We start from the raw sequence: 17,873 nt of genomic DNA, 5'->3' as shown, positions 1-17,873 counted from the left end.
CTTCCAGCGCATTTGCGATCCATCTGCCCGTTGTCGGCCTTATCGCACACCCGCCGATGAATGATAAGGAGGCAGGCCCGTGGCCCGAGATATCCAGATCGGCGCATTATGGACCGGCGGCACGCTTGGCTTCGTGCAACTCCTTGGTCTTCGGTCCTTTCTGGACGCCGGGCAGCATGTGAAACTGTTCAGCTACAGCCCTGTCGAAGGCGCCCCCGACGGGATCGAGATCGCCGATGCCAACGATGTGCTGCCGTTGGACGCGGGGACCGGCACAAACGACACGGCCAGCGCGGCACGACAGATCGACCGGTTCCGCTATCACCTGCTGGCGCAGCATGACGATGTGGTCTGGGCCGACCCCGACATCTACTGCGTGCAGCCCTTCACCACCGGCCCCGGCCACCTGCACGGCTGGCAGTCCGAGCGGTACGTCGGCACCGGCGTTCTTGGCCTGCCCCCGGACAGCGAGACGCTGCGGTTGCTGATCGACTTCACCTCTGACGCGCAGGCGATCCCGCCGTGGCTAAGCCCCGAAGAACGGCAGGCGCTAGAGGATGAAGCACCCGTCGACGGTCGCGATCAGGCGCGAGACATTTGGGGCGCACCGGCTCTGACGTGGTTCCTGCGCCAGACGGGCGAGATACGGTATACCCTTCCGCGCGCCGCACTGTACCCCGTGGCAAAGGCCGACGCCGGGGTGCTGCTGCGACCGGACGGCAGCGCCGACGGGGTCATCACGCCCCAGACCCTGGCGATCCCCCTATACGCTGACCGCATCCAAACCCGCCTGCAAAGGACCAAGGGCGGCGTGCCAGACCCCAAGTCGTTGGTGGGACGGCTGTTGGCCCGGCACGGCATCGATCCCGCCGACGCCCCCCTGCCGGGCGTGTCGGAGGCCACGGCCCCCGCCGCGCCGGTCGCCGAGCCGCTGGACCCCGGCGACCGTCACGGGCGCGGGGTGCTGAACCTGACGGACCTTGCCGACGCGGCCGGGTCCGACCGGGGCAGCCGCAAGCACCGCTTCACCGAACTGTACCAGATGCTGTTCCACCCCATGCGCGACAGGCCCTTGCACGTCGCCTTGCTGGGTCTTGACGGCGGTCTGGGCGTGCAGGACCCCGACGCCGCCCCCGTCGTGGCCGAGGCCATGCTGAAAATGTGGCTGGCGTATTTCCCGAACGCGCGGTTCACGGCCTTCGACATGGCCGAAGAAGCGCCGTTCGACGATCCCCGCGTCGCTTACATCACCACCGATTTCGAGGACCCCACAACGCTGACCGCCGCGCTGGACGGCGCGCCCGAGGTGATCATCGACGACGCCACCCACGCCAGCCGTCACCAGCAATCGGCCTTCGTCGACCTGTTCCCGCGCCTTGCCTCTGGGGGCCTCTACATCATCGAGGATCTGCGCTTTCAGCCCACGCCGTTGGAAGGACAAGGTTCGGTCAAAACTGCGGCCCTTTTTCAAGGCTATCAGGAAACCGGGGTATTCGAGCATCCGGATGCCGCCACCTGCACCGCCCTGAACGCGATGCGGGTCGATTTTTCCGGATGCTTCCTGTTCCCCGCCCAGTATATAAAACACCGGCGGGACCAACTGCTGGTCGTCCACAAGCGGTAGGCAGCTACAGGAAAAGAATGGCAGACGCCTCTATGATCGATGCCCCGGTGACCAGCGCCGACCAGATGCTGGACGGTCTCAAGCAAGAGATCGGCGCCGAGGGATTCCAGTACCTTCTGGACCGCGACCATTCGGTCTCGTTCATTCCCCGCGGCCCGAAGCTGTTGGTCAGCTTCGAACGGGTCGAGGATACGCTTGATCTTGGCGACACCGGGATGCCGATGTCGCTGGACTTTGCCGACGACAAGAACTGGTCCGTGCTGCACTTTGCGGCCAACGGCGAGACGTGGTTCCGCAGCCAGGCGCTGTACGACATCCTCGACGAGATGGTCGACGACGCCTTCTTCGAGGATTTCGACAAGGTCACCTTCTTCGGGCTTGGCATGGGCGCCTATGCCGCCGCCGCCTTTTCCGTGGTCGCCCCCGGCGCCACCGTGGTCGCCATCGCGCCGCAGGCGACGCTGGACCACGAACGCGCCGAGTGGGACACCCGCTTTCCCGCCGCGCGCCTGCTCGAGTTCCGCGACCGCTTCGGCTATGCGCCCGACATGGTCGAGGGCGCGGGCCGGGCCTTCGTTCTGTACGACCCGATCGAGATGCTGGACTCGGTTCATGCCAGCCTGTTCCGGGGCGACAACGTGGTCCGGCTGAAATGCCGCCACCTTAAGGACGGCATCGCCCGGGCGCTGCTGGACATGGACGTGCTGCACAAGGTGGTCGAGGACGCCGCCGAAGGCCGCCTGACCGAGACCGGGTTCTACGCCCTGCTGCGCCGCCGCCGCGACTATCCCCGTTATCTGCGCAATCTGTTGTTCTACATGGACGACGTGAACCGTCCCTACCTGACGGCGGTGTACTGCACCCATGTGCTGTCCCGGATGAACGCGCCCGCCTTCCGCCGCCGCCTGAACGCGGCCCGCGCCACGCTTGCGGCAGACGGCCGCCTGCCGCTTTGGCTGGACGACGAATGAGAGCGGGACGCAGAATTTTCTAGAAAATTCTGTGCATCACAATCTTCTGGAAGATTGTGACCCGTCACTCTGCCAGCAGTTCCGGCACCCTCTCGATCCGCTCGAAAATCTCTGGCCCGATGGCGTCGGGGCCTGCGTTGAACTGGTCGCGACTTAGCAGGTTCAGATGGCGCGAGATCAGCTTCATCCGGTCGGATGTGATCTCGGCATGGAAGGCGGCCATGTCATCGCGCGTCTTCAGATCCCGGATCTTCGCGCGATGCGCTTCGACCGCGTCCGTGTGCCGCGCTTTCACGTCGCCCAGCGCCAGCAGCCGGTCCCGTTCCGCCTTCGCCCGAGGCAGGTGGCGCCGGATCGAGGTGTCGCGCTCCATGTTGAAGTTCATCCGCAGCCAGTAGGCCAGCCCCTGATCGCGTTCGACATGGTTCACGCGGCCCCGGTCGCGCTTGACCAGAAAGCTGTCGGCAGAGCGCACCGCGTAGTGGTTCAGCGTGACCAGACCGTAGCCGTGCGAATGGGTGCCGAACCGCCAGCCGTTCTCGCGGAACTTCCGCAACACCGGGCGCCCGCTGCCGTCGACCCAGTTCGTCTTTTCCGTCGCCCCCGCGCCCGGATCGATGGGACGGTGCACGCCAAGCCGCTTGTAGCGCCCGCAGGGAAACTTGCCCCCGGTAGTGCGCAGCAGCGTCTTCACGGCCCACGCCTGCACCGGGCTGGGGCAGAAGGTGGGGGCGCAGCGGTCGAACTGGTCGGTGACCCATTCATCGCAATAGCCGTCGACGTCGGCATTGCCGAACAGCCGCCACTGCATCGAGATGTTGTCAACATCGGCGTCCACCGCCTGCCACAGCGCATCCAGCGTGCCGTCGCCCGCGTGGATGTTCACGAACTCGTCCACGTCAGACACCATGATCCACTCGGCCCGCGCCACCTGTTCGGTGTCGTTGGCGTAGAACAGCGCGCCCTTCTGCGGGTTCATCCCGCCCTCGATCCGCTGGTACGGGTTGTCCATCGTGGTCAGTACGCCGTGGTCCTGCAAGGCTTCCAGCAGTTCCACCGTGCCGTCGTCGCAGTCGTTGGTGAACACGAGGAAATCGTCGAACCCGATGGACCGGTGATAGGCGATCCATTCAAGGATGAACGGTCCCTCGTTCCGCATGCAGGTGATGATCAGCCGCGAGCCGGTCATTCCGCGACCTCTGCCGCGCGACCGTCAAGCTTGGCGCGCAACCGTTCCAGCGAGGCGGCGATGTTCTTCGCCTTGCGCTTTCGCAACGTGTATTCGCAGATCCGGATCGCCGAGCGCAGCTTGCCCCGCGCCTCGGCCTGCATCAGCAGGTCATGCTGATAGCGCGGCAGGTCGTTGCGGGCGCGGAACGCCTTGTAGAACAGCGCGGGCGTCAGCGTGCCTTCGGCGGCGGCGAACAGCAGCGGCTTCAGGATGCCCATCAGCACGAACGCGTTCGGAAGCTGGTGGCCCATGAACGGCGTGTGCAGCCATTTGACGTTGTCGCCGGTGATCCGCGAGACCTGATCATAGTCGGGCTGGAAGTACGGGTCGGCGATGATCGTCACCTGCCCCGCGCCGTCCGGGGCGCCCGCCGCGTCGGCAAAGCGCCCGTCCCAGTCCAGCCGCGCGGTCCAGCCCCAGCGGTTGTCGTCGGGCAGGATGCGCCGGTCCAGCGTCGATTGCGGTGCGATGGCCAGCACATTGGCGCCGGGCACGCATCGGCTGTAGGTCAGCGCCCCAAAGCCGCCCATCGACGCACCGTAGAACAGCACGTCGTCGAATTGGTCGAAGAAGCCCTGATCGCGCAGCGTCTCGAAGGTGTCGTGCACGAAGTCGTTACGGAACCAGTTGCGCTTGGCCCCCATCACGCCCAGCACCGACGCGCCCATTTCGCCGGTCATAAGCTTGAAGCCCCACGGCCAGCGCGGCCCCTCTTCCTGCACGTTCGAGATGTTGTCGAAGCTGACGATCAGCCGCTTCGATCCCGGCACGAACATGACCGCGTTGTCGCCCCCCTCCCACAGGAAGCCGCCCGCCTTGGCGGCATGGGCGCGCGCCGCGTCGAACCGGTCGTGCAGCGGCGCGGCGGCGGCGGTCGCGGGCGGGGCCGGAAGGGTCAGGCCCTTCAGCGCAGCCGCGGCCGGCACCGCCGGCTTGGCGGGCGTCGTGTCCTGCTCTGACAGGGCTTCGGCGAGATCCTCGGTGCTTTTGTCGATGAACAGCGCGTCGGGGCGGCCGTCGTCCAGCAGGTCGTCGTACAACGCCTTGTAATCCGGCAGCCCCTTCAGATGCGCGATCCGGGCGCGGTGCCAATCGACCGCCTCGGCGTGCAGCGCGGCCAGCCTGTCGTCGGCCATGAAGCCATCCAGCACGGGCCGCATCAGCGCATGCCGCGCGATGATCCGGTCGTCCGTCTCGGTCGCATAGTTGCGGCGGGTCCAGTACTCGATCCCCTGATCGTGGTCCGTGTGATTGATCCGGCCCCGTTCGCGTTTCACCAGAAAGCTGTCGGCCGAGCGCAGGATGTAATGGTTCAGCGTCGCCAGCCGGTAGCCCAGCGACCGCTTGGTCGACCGCCAGCCATTGTTGGTCAGCAACTGGTCCGGCATCGCGCGGCCCGACCCGTTCACCCAGCGCACGCGGTCCACGTCCTTGTCCTCGATCCCCAGCGGGCGGTGCACGCCGATCCGGCTGTAGGGCGACGATTTGTGGAACATCGACTTGAAGCCCCAGCCAAGGCGCGGCTTCGGGATGAATTCGGGCGCACAAGCGGTGAACTGTTCGGTGACCGGCCGGTCCTGATAGTCCGCGATGCCCTTGTTGCCGAAGAACTTCCACGTGAACGAGATCACGTTCGGATCGTTCGTCGCGCGGAAAAGGTCGGCGAAGGTGCCGTCGCCGACGTGGATGTTCACGAACTCGTCCACGTCGATCGTCAGCACCCAGTCGGCGGCCTTGTAGCAGTCCTGTTTCACCGCGTCCTTCAGCGCCACGTGCTGCGGCTTCTTGCCGGACGCCGGGTCCCACGGGTTCGCCACACGGGTGACGTGGCCAAGCTCCTGCAACCGGTCGAGCATGGCGTTCGTGTTGTCGGTGCAGTCGTTGGTGTAGACAAGGAAATGCGAGGCCCCGATGCCAAGGTGATAGGCGACCCATTCAAGGATGAACGGCGCCTCGTTCTTCATCGAGGTGACGATCAGGATGTTGTCGTTCTTCTGAGGCGTCGCGGGCGGTGTCAGCCAGCCGGTGATCGTACCTGTGCGGCTTTCCAGTTCGTCGGTGCGGCGCTGATACTCGGGCGTCTGCTGGTTCTCCATCACCGGCATCTGCGCCAAAGCGGCGGGCGGGGTGACGGTGACGTGGGCGGTCTGCGACACAAGGTCGGCCTTCGCCGCAGGCTGCGCATCGGGCAGCGCATCTGGAAGCGTTGAAGCGACCGACGCCGCCGGTGGTTGCTGCGCCCTCTCCTCGCGGATATGCGCGGGCGGTTCGTCGGGGATCGGGAAGGCGCGCGGATCAATCCCGTGACGGGTCAGCGCGCGGCCTACGAAACTGTCGGGGTCCGGTCTGCCGCCTTCGTGGGTGATGATCCGGCGGCGCAGGCGGCGGTTCCACAGGTGGACGCCATAGCAGCCGTCGGTCAGTTGATCGTCAATTACCCTGCCGGGCGCCAGCAGGTCACGCCGGTCTTTGAACGAGATCGGATAGAACGCCATCTGCGGCAGGACATTTTCCATCTCGCCGGTTTCGAACAGGAAATGCGTGACAGCCGCCGGCCCCCACACGCCCCATTCCATTTCCGACACATGCACCGGGTGGCCCGCCTTCGCGGCAGCCTCCATCCGGGCGCGTTCCTCGGCGGGGGCCCACGGCGGGATCGGGTACTCGGTCGCGCACAGCTCGTTCAGCTTCTTCAGCGTCTTCGAGAACCGCGGCAGCCCCAGCACCGCGTTGCACACCAGCTTGTCCGGCTTCTCCCACCCGAACACCCACTGGTCCTTGAAGTCCCACGGCTGCATGCACAGCACATCGGCGTCGATCCAGATCACGTTCTGAAGCTCGATCATCCGGTAGCGGAACGCATCCGCGTGCACCGCCGGCGACCCCGACTTTGCGTGCCGGATATAGTTGTCGTTCGGGAAGATAAGGTTGGCGTCCAGCACCTCGACCCCGTCGGGCACCCCGGCAACCGCGCCATAGGTGTACAGGATCGTCCGGTGCCCGTGATCGACGAAGCTTTTCAGGCAGACCTGTTCAAGGAAACTAAGACGTCCGCCGATCCAGAGGGAGGCGACGATGGGAAGCGACATGCGACTACTCTTCGGTTCTGCGTCGGGCCTGCGACGGCCGCTCTGTCGGCGGCGTTGGCGGGATCATTGCCGGAGGATGGTTAAAAAACAAGGTTGGCCGCGTGAATGGCGGCGTCTGGCCGCAAAGGATGGCGTCGGGGACACGGGTCGGGATTGCGCCGGGACCGGCCGCCGTCCCGCGCCGAGGTCCGCGCGACACCGCTGCGCCAAGGGCAGAGCGGCGTCAGGCCATTTGAGAACATATTAGAGAAAGTCATTCCCTATATTCTCCATATCATGCGCAATGAGGTGAGCGTAAATCCGTCTTCAGAAACGCCGCACAATCGCGGCCCTGACGAGGACAAGACAATGATTGACCTTTCTTCCAACATCCTCGGCGCCCTCGGCGCCGGTTCCGCAACCGCCATCGCGCTGGCCGCCCTTGTGCTTCGGGTGGCTCTGGGCGGGCTCTTTCTGGCGCACGCCTACCTGAAGTTCTTCATCTTCACCCCCAAAGGTGCCGCCGGGTTCTTCGCATCGCTGGGTGTGCCGGGATGGTTCGCCTATCTGACCATCGCCGCCGAAACGCTGGGCGGCATCGCCCTGATCGTGGGCTTCCAGACCAGCCTTGTCGCCGTGCTGCTGATCCCGACCCTGCTGGGCGCAGCGATCCTTGCCCACGGCAAGAACGGCTTCTGGTTCACCAATGAAAACGGCGGCTGGGAATATCCTGCCTTCTGGACGATCACGCTAGTGGTGCAGGCGCTTCTTGGCGGCGGTGCGCTGGCCTTGACCGCCTGACCCTGCCCCTTTTCCGCGACGCGCAACCCGCGCGACGCCGACACGGCCCCGGTGCACGACTGCGCCGGGGCCGTTTCCGTCTTGGGGGATTGGCAGACCTTCGCCGCTTATGCATCGGACCAAGGTCGATTGCCCCAGGTCCCCAAGTGACCGATATTTCCAACCATGTCGCTCGCCCCGAACAAGGCTTTTGCCAAGGCATCCTTATCGTTCCGCTTTCTGGTGTCAGGCAGCGTTATCCTCATCCTCGCGGCGGTCTGCCTTGGGGTATGGGTGGGCCGCAAGATCGAGGCCGGGGTCGTGCAGAACTACGGGACGGCTGCGGCGCTGTACTTCGAAAGCCTCGTTCCCCAGATCCCGTTCCTGCAAAGCCCCTTCGATACCCTGCCGCCGGACGCCAAGACCGAACTGACCCGGATCTTCGTCGACGGCATCCTTCGGGAGAGGATCGTGACCTACAAGGTCTGGTCGCGCGACGGGACAATCCTTGCATCCTTTGACCGAACACTGGAGGACAAGACGTTCCCGGTGTCCGATGCCCTGACGCGTGCATGGGACGGCGAGGTGACGGCGGATTACGAGTTCGTCGAGCTTCACGCAGAGACCGACGGCGCCAGCATCGCACTGCCCCTGCTTGGTGTCTACGTGCCGATCCGCAACCTCGAAACAGGTGAGGTCACGTCGGTCTTTGAAATCTATCAGCGGGCAGAGGAACTGATCGACGACATTTCAAAGGCCCGTCGCCAGACGTGGCTGGTCGTCTTCGCCGTCTTCCTTGCAAGCGGCGGCTTGCTGTTCGGGATCGTGCATGCGGGAAGCCGGCTGATCGAGACGCAGCAACTTCGGCTGCGACGGCAGCTTCGCGAGAACACGGAACTGAAGGACCGCGTGATCGAAGCTGCCCGACGCTCGACTGCTCAGACGGACCGGGTGATGCGGCGCATCGGTCTGGACCTGCATGACGGTGTTGCGCAACACCTGTCGCTGATCGCCCTGCGGCTAGAGGGCGCGGGGCTTGCGAAATCCGAAGACGCAGAGATCGTACGCACCGCTGTCGTAAATGCCATGTCGGAACTGAGGGCAATTTCGCGCGGGCTGGCGCTGCCCGACATCGACAACCTCACCCCGTCGGAGATCGTTGCCCGGGCGGTCGAGGACCACACCAAGGCGTTCGGGTCCAACGTGACTTTCAGCACCGGGAACGACCCGTCCTACGACATCGGCCTGCCGACCAAGTCCGCCCTGTACCGCGTAACGCAGGAATTGCTGGCGAACTCGTTCAAACACGCGCACGCCGACACCGTCGACGTAACGCTGCGCCAGACCCCGGACGCCCTTCAGCTTCTCGTGTCGGACGACGGGGTCGGGTTCGACACTGACACCCGAACACTCAGACCAGACGGGGGACAGGGGCTGACCGGGATCACGGACAGGCTGGTTTCGCTTGGCGGTGCCATCGACATCCGGTCAGCGCCCGGCAAGGGCACCACCGTTACCGTCACTCTCCCGCATGAAGGAGCACCGTTGTGACCATCACGATTCTTGTCGCCGACGATCACCCGATTTTTCGCGACGGCCTGGTGCGAAGTCTGGAAGAAGACGACGGGTTCTCGGTCGTCGGCGTCGCCTCTACTGCGGCGGACGCCATCGCGCTTGCGGCGACGCACAGGCCCGACGTGGCGCTGCTGGACCTGTCCATGCCGGGGGGCGGCCTGACCGCCATCGCGCAAATCGCATCCGAAAAGACGGCGGCGCATGTGGCGATGCTGACGGTATCGGAAGATGGCAAGGACGTATCCGAAGCGCTGCGTCTTGGCGCGAAAGCCTACATCCTCAAAGGTGTGTCGGCGCGCGAGTTGCGGGACATCCTACGGAAGGTGGTGGATGGAGAAACCCATGTCTCTCCGGGACTTGCGGCGAAGCTGCTGGCCTTCATGACAGGGGGCAAGACGGACCCGGCCAGATCGCCACTGGAAGACCTCACGAAACGCGAAGAAGACATCCTGAAGCTGGTCGCCAAGGGGCAAAGCAACAAGGAAGTCGCCGAGGCTCTTGGACTGAAAGAGAAGACCGTGAAACATTACATGACGGCCATTCTCGAAAAGCTGCACGCGCGCAACCGTGTCGAAGCCGCGCTTATGGCGCAGAAGGCATTCGCCGAACGCCCGGACGGCTGAGGTCAGCGCGCGGCGTCCACTTCCGAGAACGTCGCGTTGAACGCGATGCTGATCCGTTCGTCGTCCGTGGCGTTTGGATGCACCCAGTGCACCAGATACGACGGGAACAGGATCATCTCTCCCGCACGCGGCCGGAAGCTTTTCTTGGGTCGCAGCGCGGGGGCGTCGAGGATGCGCCAGTGCCCGAGGTCGCAGCGGGGATCAAGAAACTCGATCCTGCCAGAGTCAGCGTCGTCCGCTTCGGGCTGCGAAACATAGTAAACCCCGGACCAGTGCGCGCCGGGGTGCGTATGCGGGGAATTGTAGGCACCTTCGGTGTTGATATTCATCCAGCCGAACAGTTTCATGTGAAGCCGATCCAGATCGGCCTTGCCGATGGCAGCGGTCGCCTGCTTCACGGCCTCTTCCGCAAGGACCGACAGCAACACGAAGGACGGGGCCTTCTCGGTGAAAAGGTTGCCCCTGGAATGCCAGCCGCCCCTGTTCGACTTGGCAGAGCCATCGCATCGCTGCCGCAACGCCCTGCCCTCTGCGATCAAGGCGTCGTTGATCGCTTCGTGGCCGCGGACCTCGAAGGAGAACATGGGCGTCGAGAACCGTTTTTCGAAGGACGTCCGTTCGATCTGCATAGGCGATCCTTTCGCGATGCGGCGTGCCCGCGCATTGGGCGCGCGGACACGCAGTCGTCAGAAGCGGACCGGACTAGTCGTCGTCGCCTTCGTCGTCGTCGCCGTCATCATCATCCGACTCATCTTCATCCGATTTGTCGTCGTCGGACTCGTCGTCGCTTTGGTCGTCATTGCGGTCGTCGTCGGACTCGTCGTCGTTACGATCATCGCTTTCGTCATCGTTGTTCCGGTCATATCGATCGTCATCGGACTCGTCGTCGTTCGAGTCGTCATCGTGCGAAATCTTGATCTCAGAGGCCGAGACAAACCCGTTCCGGTCAAGATCGCTGCGGTTAAGGATATTTCCCGCACCCTGGCGGCCGAAAACGGCCTCGAGTTCCGCGAGCGACAACTGCCCGTCGCCATTCGCGTCAATAGAGCTGAAAGTGCGGGACTGCGCCATCGCGGGCACGGCGGCAACGGCGCAGAGCGAGGTGGTCAAAAGCAGATGACTGAGTTTCATGGCATGTCTCCTGGACTGATAAGCCCGATACTGAAGCAACCCAACGACGCGGGGCATATGCGGACGTCTGAGTGTTTTTCAGACCAAGGTCGGGAAACCGTTGCGCACACCCGTGACCACGTTGGCTCGGATGCACACGAGATCACGAGACTGCACATGTTTCGATCATCCTGCCCCGGCTCACCGCGCGTTCCCCGCCCCCGAAACAGGGGCCGCAGGAAAATTATTGACTTTTTGGTAAAAAATTACGGTCCTAGATGAGGAACCACCCGAGGATGCGCCATGAAACCCGAACTTACCACGCAGTTTACCGGCCTAGAGTTCGTGAACCCGTTCGTCTTGGCCTCTGCGCCGCCGACGGAAAGCAAACGCAAGATCCTGAAAGCCTTCGAGGCTGGATGGGGCGGCGTCGTCACCAAGACGATCGGCCTGCACCCGGTCGAGAATGTCGCCGGACCCAAGACCATCTTCCAACGCACGAGCGAGCAAAAGCCGTACGTGTCCCGCAACAAGCGGCCCGACACGGTGTCGCATTCGTCGTGGAACTGGGAACTGATCTCGGACCAGCCGCTGGAACAGTGGCTGCCGGACCTTGAAGAGATCAAAACGACCTACCCCGACCGGATGCTCATCGGCTCGATCATGGCGGGCGCGGGCAACGAGGAAGAGATGGAGAACTGGCGCAAGCTGGCACGCGCCTGCGTCGATGCCGGTTGCGATGCGCTGGAACTGAACATGTCCTGCCCCCACATGGACCGCAAGGACATGGGCGCCCACATCGCCAACGACGAGGATATCATCCGGTCGATCCTTGGCGCGCTGAAGGGCGCGGTGGACGTGCCGATCTGGGTCAAGCTGACGCCCTCGACCTCGACGCTGGTGGATGCGGCGGGCGCCGCCTATGACGCAGGCGCCGCGTCGATCTCGCTGTGCAACACCTTCCCGTCGCTGCCGCTGATGGACCCCGAAACCTTCAAGTTCGAGGTCGAGGTCGACGGTTTGGTGACGTCCGGCGGGCTGGGCGGGCTGGCGATCCTGCATCAGGCGCTTCAGCGCGTGTCCGACATCTCGCGCGCCTACCCGGACAAGGCGATTTCCGGCATCGGCGGGATCAAGGGCTTCCGCGAGGCGTTCAACTTCATCGCGCATGGCGCGGGCAACCTTCAGGTCTGCACCGCCGCGATGGAGGAAAAGGGCAGCGGCGGCATCGGCGTCAACCTGATCAACGAGCTGACGACCGATCTTGCCGACTATCTGGAACGCAAAGGCTATTCCTCGATCGAGGAGTTCCGGGGCATCGCACGCGAACGGATCGTCGAGCATTCGCAGGTCCGCCGCAAAAGCGACGCCTACAACGGCGGTTACGCGAAATCGGCCTAGGCCGCAGCATCCGGCAGCCGCGCGTTTCCGCTGGCTACCGGGTCCTTGGGCGGCGCGTTTACAGCCCGCCTTCTTCCTTCAGGAACGACACGACTTCGTCGATGCCCTTGCCGGTCTTCACCCCGGCCATGACGAACGGGCGCGCCCCGCGCGCGACCCGCGCGTCGGCCTCCAGCTGGTCCAGATCGACGCCCACATAAGGGGCAAGGTCGGTCTTGTTCACGATCAGCAGGTCCGACCGCGTCAGCCCCGGCCCCTTCTTGCGCGGAATGTCCTGCCCCGCGGCGGTGTCGATCACGTACAGCGTCAGGTCCGCGAGTTCGGGGGAAAAGGTGGCCGCCAGATTGTCGCCGCCGGATTCGATGAAAATCACGTCCAGATCGTCGAAGGTCGCGCGCAATTCGGCCACGGCGGCAAGGTTGATCGACGCATCTTCGCGGATCGCGGTGTGGGGGCAGCCGCCCGTCTCGACGCCCCGGATGCGTTCCAGCGGCAGGGCCTGCGCGCGCATCAGATACTCGGCGTCCTCGCTGGTGTAGATGTCGTTGGTGATGACGGCGACGGAATAGTCCGCCGACATCGCCCGGCACAGTTGTTCGGTCAGCGTCGTCTTGCCCGCACCCACCGGGCCGCCGATGCCCACGCGCAGGGGTCCGTTTCCGCTCATGTCCTGAAGATCCTTACGTCCATCGTCTCGTGTCGCATCGCTGCCAGATCGCCGCGCGGGACGAAAGAGGCGATGTCCTCCACGCCCTGCCCCGCGGCATCCGCCGCGACCGCCGTGATCGCCGGGTGAAGCCCGGCCAGCACGCGCTGTCCCTCGGCCTGCCCCAGCGGCACGAAGCGGACCGCCGCGCTGACGAGGTTCGAGGCGAAAGCGTGCAGGTAGACGCCGATCACCTGCTCGGCCGGAAGGCCCAGCGTCCGCGCGGCGACTCCCACGGCGACGGGAAAGGGCAGCGCGTCGACCGGCGTGCCGGTGGCGCTGGCGGCCTCGGCGAAGGCGCGGCCCTGCGCGATGGTCTCATCCCAGCGTTCGCGCGACGCGGCCAGCGCGCGGGCGGTGGCGGCAAGCGCGGTCGCGTCCTCGCCGCGCAGGGCCGAGGCCAGCAGGATCGCGTCTGCCCGCCCCGCGCCAAGGGTCAGCACATCGCCCAGCCAGTCGGCCAGCGCGGCAGAGGTCGTCACCTCATCGGCGGCAACCGCCTGCTCCAGACCGTGAGAATAGGCAAAGCTGCCCACCGGAAAGGCGGGCGACATCCACTGAACCAGCGTAAGAAGGCCGGTCACTCTTCTTCCTCGCCGTGCGAATGTCCGCCGTGGTGGTGCACATGGGTGTGGCTATGGGAGTGCGCGTGGGCATGCGCGTGCCCGTGATCATGGCCATGGTCGTGGTCATGCGAATGCGCATGTCCATGGTCGTGCGAATGGCCGTGATCGTGACCCATCGTGCGCCCATGTCCATAGGCGCCGCCCTCTGGGGTGAAGGGTTCCTCGACCTCGGCAACCATGGCGCCCAGCCCCGCCAGCATCCGGGCCAGAACGTGGTCGCGCTGGATCAGCAGGCGATCTGTCTCGATCTGGCACGGCGTGTGGCGGTTGCCGATGTGCCATGCCAGTCGCGGCAGGTGGTCGCCGGTGACGGATAACAGCCCCTCGGCCGCGGCTTCGACCGCGATCAGGCTGCCGTCCTCCAGAACGAAGGCATCGCCGTCGCCAAGGCTGACCGCTTCGGACAGATCTGCAAGGAAGGACATTCCGCCCGCAGTGGTGAGACGTTTGCGGCGCAGAAGGCGCGCATCATAGGTCATCACCACGCGGTCGGACGGTTCGGCCTGAAGCGGCCCGCGCTGGATCTCCAGCGCCTTCGGAAGCGCACCGCTCATTGGGCACCTCCTGTCGTGCGGACCGTGGTCCGTGCATCCCCTCGCGCCCGTGGGCGCGATAGGCATTGGTCAAGGCGCGCCGTCGGGCGCGACGACCTTAGTTCCAGGCGCGGCCGCTCATGGACAGCTTGGCCAGGCCCTCGCGGGTGTAGCCGCGAACGGCAAGTTGTTCGTCGGTCAGCGAGAACAGATCCTCGTAGCCCGAGGTGCCGAACCGGCGGACGAAGTTGGTCAGGCCCGACCGCAGCGCGGTGAAGGGCAGCATGTAAGTGGTGGTCATCTTGGCGCTCCTGCGCAATACGTGTGCAGTTTAAAAACTGCCCGCTATTTGCACAGTCCGCGACGTTTTGGCTAGGTCCGGGCACGGATACCCGCCTTGCCAAGGCTGCATGGCTCGCGCTCATTGCACCGCCTCTATTCTGATGTGGTTCGTGAAAAGGTCCGGCTCCGCACCCACCGGGCCGCTTTCGGCAAGATACGAGACGCCGAATTCCGTCAGGTAGTAGTAAACATCCTGAAACGGATCTCCAGCGCCGATGTAGACCGCTGTGACGGGGATGTAGTCATAGACGCAGTCCCCGAAAGCGATCCTGTCGGGCTCGCCGAAGCTGTAGGACTGTTCCTCGCCCTCGTCCGCGAAATCGCTTCCGCCAAGGCGCACGTCGACGTCCCAACCCTCGCCCGGCACCGGGTCGGGCATCTCGGCGTCGGACACAGGAAAGTTGACGATCATGCTGGGCCAAAAGTCCACCTGCCCTTCATCGATCGGCCACGATCGGGTCAGGTAAAGCCCGCGCACAAGACGCATCACGACACCGAAGCCTTCGGCATCCTCGAACCGCACGATGAAGCTGCCGTCCTCTTCAAGGCGGATCGTCTCGGTCTCGTTCAGGTCAGAGGTAAGCCGGATGCCCCCGGCTAGGTCAGCCGCAACCGGGCAATCCGCGCCATTGGGAACGCTGGCATCCGGCGGTGTCGCGGGCGGAGGCGCGTTGGATCGCCGCACGCCTTGGGCCGACCCCGGCTGGGCGGCAAGGGAAAGGACAGCGGCAAGAAAGACCGCGGCCAAGTCGTATCGCATGGTATCGCTCCCGTCAGACGGGGCGAGTGTCCGCGCATCCGGGCGCGGACACAAGGGGCCGAACCGGCCTTACATGTAGAAGATGTCGCGGTAGACGTGACGCGGAATATCTTCGCGCTTCAGGCCCATCGCGGACAGTTCCGTGTCGGTTTTCGCGTTCAGCTTCTGGATCTCGCCCATGCGCGACCGGGAAGCCAGGTACGCGTTGAAGCCTTGTCCAAGACTGGCGAAGAAATTGTCCATCATTGCGCGTGCGCTCCGTTCTTCCGGCGTTTCCCGGTGGATGCCGGTTAGCCTGTAAATGTCTGCCAAGGGAAACCTCGCTGGGTGACAGTCTGGTTTCCTCCCTTGATCAAACAAATAACCTCGCTGCGCCGCAGCGACAAATGCTGCCTCTGCGAAGCCGGTATTCGCGAGGGACATGGCAGCGACCCTGACCTATCGTTGCGATGTGACGGGGTGTGTGTGGGTTGGGGGGGGCTTGGTCGGGGTGTGGATGGGGTGAAACCCCATCCTACGGGGATGGCATCGTCGGTGGGGATTTCGATGGGGTCAAACCCCATCCTACGGCGATGGTATCGTAGGATGGGGTTTCACCCCATCCCGTACAACATCACCAAGCACGCCGGATAGGGTCTCACCCCATCCCCCCGACGCCCGTTCAGAACATGAAATACCGCTGCGCCATCGGCAGTTCTTTCGCCGGTTCGCAGGTCAGAAGCTCGCCGTCGGCGCGGACCTCGTAGGTCTCGGGGTTCACCTCCATCGACGGGGTGGCCGCGTTCATGACCATGTCGGACTTGCCGATCTTGCGGGTGTTCTCGACCGCGACCAGTTCCTTCGCGATACCCAGCTGGCCGCCCAGCCCGTTCGCGACCGCCGCCTGGCTGGCGAAGATCACCGCCGAGTTCTCGACCGACCGGCCGAAGGCGCCCCACATGGGCCGCGAGTAGACCGGCTGCGGCGTCGGGATCGAGGCGTTCGGATCGCCCATCTGCGCCATCGCGATGCTGCCGCCGATCAGCACCATCTCGGGCTTCACCCCGAAGAAGGCGGGCGACCACAGCACGAGGTCGGCGCGCTTGCCCGGCTCGATCGAGCCGATCTGGGTCGAGATGCCGTGCGCGATGGCCGGGTTGATCGTGTACTTGGCGATGTAGCGTTTGACCCGCACGTTGTCGTTCGCGCCGGTCTCGTCGGCCAGACGGCCGCGCTGTTTCTTCATCTTGTCGGCGGTCTGCCACGTGCGGATGATCACCTCGCCCACCCGGCCCATCGCCTGACTGTCGGACGCGATGATCGAGAAGGCGCCCATATCGTGCAGAATATCCTCGGCGGCGATCGTTTCGCGGCGGATGCGGCTTTCGGCGAAGGCCACGTCCTCGGGGATCGCCTTGTCCAGATGGTGGCACACCATCAGCATGTCGAGGTGTTCTTCCAGAGTGTTCTGCGTGAAGGGCCGCGTCGGGTTGGTCGAGGACGGAAGCACGTTCTGCTGTTCGACCACCTTGATGATGTCGGGCGCGTGCCCGCCGCCCGCACCCTCGGTGTGGAAGGCATGGATGGTCCGGCCCTTCATCGCCGCGACGGTGTTCTCGACGAAACCGGATTCGTTCAGCGTGTCGGTGTGGATCATCACCTGCACGTCCATGTCGTCGGCGACGGACAGACAACAGTCGATGGCGCCGCGGGTGGTGCCCCAGTCCTCGTGCAGCTTCAGCGCGCAGGCGCCCGCCTCGACCATCTCGACCAGCGCGCCGGGCTGGCTGGCGTTGCCCTTGCCCGCGAAGGCAAGGTTCATCGGAAACGCGTCCGCCGACTGCATCATCCGCGCCAGATGCCACGGCCCCGGGGTGCAGGTGGTGGCCAGCGTGCCATGCGCGGGGCCGGTGCCGCCGCCCAGCATCGTGGTCAGGCCAGAGTGCAGCGCGTCGTCGATCTGCTGCGGACAGATATAGTGGATGTGGCTGTCGAAGCCGCCAGCGGTCAGGATGCGCCCCTCGCCCGCGATCACCTCGGTCCCCGGGCCGACGATGATGTCCACGCCGGGCTGGGTGTCGGGGTTGCCTGCCTTGCCGATGGCGGCAATGCGGCCATCCTTCAGGCCGACGTCGGCCTTGTAGATCCCGGTGTGGTCGACGATCAGCGCGTTGGTGATCACGGTGTCCACCGCCCCGCCCGCGCGGGTGACCTGAGACTGGCCCATCCCGTCGCGGATCACCTTGCCGCCGCCGAACTTCACCTCTTCGCCGTAGGTGGTCAGGTCCTTCTCGATCTCGATGATCAGGTCGGTGTCGGCCAGACGCACGCGGTCCCCGGTGGTGGGGCCGTACATGTCGGCATAGGCGGCGCGGGAAATGCGGGTGGGCATGGTCTCTCCTCGTGGCAGTCGGCATCGGCGGCCAGCCGACGTCAGGATGCTGCCCGTCAGCTTGCCGATCCGGCGCGCCAAGGCAAGACGGGGCCACGGTTTTTCCGCCCCAAGACCCGGCACGGTGCGGAATTTCCTGATCCGGCGCGCGA

The 17,873-nt window shown here is 64.8% G+C and carries 17 protein-coding genes; 6 read left to right on the top strand and 11 right to left on the bottom strand.

The genetic code is table 11. The annotated features are described in order from the left end of the window. The first annotated feature begins 79 nt into the window (after window positions 1-79). Both P1K30_RS01345 and P1K30_RS01340 read left to right on the top strand, forming a co-directional pair. The gene (locus P1K30_RS01345) at window positions 80-1,624 is read left to right on the top strand and encodes a hypothetical protein (RefSeq protein ID WP_275630870.1); all 1,545 of its coding nucleotides are present in this window, start codon (window positions 80-82) and stop codon (window positions 1,622-1,624) included. A 17-nt stretch (window positions 1,625-1,641) separates the two neighbouring features. Then, window positions 1,642-2,595 carry a phosphoadenosine phosphosulfate reductase gene (locus tag P1K30_RS01340; RefSeq protein ID WP_275630869.1) on the top strand — a complete coding sequence of 318 codons (954 nt, stop codon included), beginning with the start codon at window positions 1,642-1,644 and terminating at the stop codon, window positions 2,593-2,595. 64 nt (window positions 2,596-2,659) lie between these two features. Here P1K30_RS01340 and P1K30_RS01335 read toward each other — a convergent pair whose 3' ends face one another. Together P1K30_RS01335 and P1K30_RS01330 are read right to left on the bottom strand one after the other, a co-directional pair. Beyond that, the gene (locus P1K30_RS01335; protein WP_275630868.1) at window positions 2,660-3,784 is read right to left on the bottom strand and encodes a glycosyltransferase family 2 protein; all 1,125 of its coding nucleotides are present in this window, start codon (window positions 3,782-3,784) and stop codon (window positions 2,660-2,662) included. Then, a complete protein-coding gene (locus tag P1K30_RS01330; RefSeq protein WP_275630867.1) occupies window positions 3,781-6,915 on the bottom strand; it encodes a glycosyltransferase family 2 protein in 3,135 nt (1,044 codons plus the stop codon). The genes P1K30_RS01335 and P1K30_RS01330 overlap by 4 nt, the downstream gene beginning before the upstream one ends. A 348-nt stretch (window positions 6,916-7,263) precedes the next feature. Between P1K30_RS01330 and P1K30_RS01325 the strand changes: the two genes are divergently transcribed. The 3 genes from P1K30_RS01325 to P1K30_RS01315 all read left to right on the top strand — a co-directional run bounded on the left by P1K30_RS01325 (window position 7,264) and on the right by P1K30_RS01315 (window position 9,872). Further along, a complete protein-coding gene (locus P1K30_RS01325) occupies window positions 7,264-7,695 on the top strand; it encodes a DoxX family protein (protein WP_275630866.1) in 432 nt (143 codons plus the stop codon). 165 nt (window positions 7,696-7,860) lie between these two features. Beyond that, complete coding sequence (locus P1K30_RS01320; protein ID WP_275630865.1) at window positions 7,861-9,225, top strand: sensor histidine kinase; 1,365 nt, start codon at window positions 7,861-7,863, stop codon at window positions 9,223-9,225. Further along, on the top strand, window positions 9,222-9,872 hold the full coding sequence (locus tag P1K30_RS01315) for a response regulator (protein WP_275630864.1): 651 nt from the start codon (window positions 9,222-9,224) through the stop codon (window positions 9,870-9,872). Before P1K30_RS01320 ends, P1K30_RS01315 begins: the two co-directional genes overlap by 4 nt. Before the next feature lie 2 nt (window positions 9,873-9,874). Here the strand turns inward: P1K30_RS01315 and P1K30_RS01310 are convergent, their stop codons facing one another. Continuing rightward, on the bottom strand, window positions 9,875-10,501 hold the full coding sequence (locus P1K30_RS01310) for a 2OG-Fe(II) oxygenase family protein (protein WP_275630863.1): 627 nt from the start codon (window positions 10,499-10,501) through the stop codon (window positions 9,875-9,877). Between the two features lie 73 nt (window positions 10,502-10,574). Continuing rightward, window positions 10,575-11,003 (bottom strand): EF-hand domain-containing protein, encoded by a 429-nt coding sequence (locus P1K30_RS01305; protein WP_275630862.1) that lies wholly within the window; start codon window positions 11,001-11,003, stop codon window positions 10,575-10,577. A 282-nt stretch (window positions 11,004-11,285) separates the two neighbouring features. Here P1K30_RS01305 and P1K30_RS01300 point away from each other — a divergent pair, with 282 nt between their 5' ends. Further along, window positions 11,286-12,383 (top strand): tRNA-dihydrouridine synthase, encoded by a 1,098-nt coding sequence (locus P1K30_RS01300; protein ID WP_275630861.1) that lies wholly within the window; start codon window positions 11,286-11,288, stop codon window positions 12,381-12,383. Window positions 12,384-12,441: 58 nt separating this feature from the next. Here the strand turns inward: P1K30_RS01300 and ureG are convergent, their stop codons facing one another. The 7 genes from ureG to ureC all read right to left on the bottom strand — a co-directional run bounded on the left by ureG (window position 12,442) and on the right by ureC (window position 17,721). Next, window positions 12,442-13,050, bottom strand: a complete 609-nt coding sequence (gene ureG / locus P1K30_RS01295; RefSeq protein WP_275630860.1) for an urease accessory protein UreG — start codon at window positions 13,048-13,050, stop codon at window positions 12,442-12,444. After that, window positions 13,047-13,643: an urease accessory protein UreF gene (locus P1K30_RS01290; protein WP_275631550.1), complete on the bottom strand. Its 597-nt coding sequence runs from the start codon at window positions 13,641-13,643 to the stop codon at window positions 13,047-13,049. Before P1K30_RS01290 ends, ureG begins: the two co-directional genes overlap by 4 nt. A gap of 26 nt (window positions 13,644-13,669) precedes the next feature. Then, the gene (ureE, locus tag P1K30_RS01285) at window positions 13,670-14,269 is read right to left on the bottom strand and encodes an urease accessory protein UreE (RefSeq protein WP_275630859.1); all 600 of its coding nucleotides are present in this window, start codon (window positions 14,267-14,269) and stop codon (window positions 13,670-13,672) included. A gap of 97 nt (window positions 14,270-14,366) precedes the next feature. Continuing rightward, window positions 14,367-14,549 (bottom strand): hypothetical protein, encoded by a 183-nt coding sequence (locus tag P1K30_RS01280; RefSeq protein ID WP_275630858.1) that lies wholly within the window; start codon window positions 14,547-14,549, stop codon window positions 14,367-14,369. Between the two features lie 120 nt (window positions 14,550-14,669). Next, window positions 14,670-15,350: a hypothetical protein gene (locus P1K30_RS01275; protein WP_275630857.1), complete on the bottom strand. Its 681-nt coding sequence runs from the start codon at window positions 15,348-15,350 to the stop codon at window positions 14,670-14,672. A gap of 69 nt (window positions 15,351-15,419) precedes the next feature. After that, on the bottom strand, window positions 15,420-15,596 hold the full coding sequence (locus tag P1K30_RS01270) for a hypothetical protein (RefSeq protein WP_275630856.1): 177 nt from the start codon (window positions 15,594-15,596) through the stop codon (window positions 15,420-15,422). Between the two features lie 415 nt (window positions 15,597-16,011). Beyond that, window positions 16,012-17,721: an urease subunit alpha gene (gene ureC / locus P1K30_RS01265; protein WP_275630855.1), complete on the bottom strand. Its 1,710-nt coding sequence runs from the start codon at window positions 17,719-17,721 to the stop codon at window positions 16,012-16,014. Window positions 17,722-17,873 lie beyond the last annotated feature (152 nt).

The sequence above is a fragment of the Psychromarinibacter halotolerans genome (assembly GCF_029168315.1).
GTDB classification, from domain to species: Bacteria; Pseudomonadota; Alphaproteobacteria; order Rhodobacterales; family Rhodobacteraceae; genus Psychromarinibacter; species Psychromarinibacter halotolerans.
The sequence above is the reverse complement of the archived record's forward strand: the minus strand, read 5'-3'. Positions and strand labels throughout refer to the sequence as shown.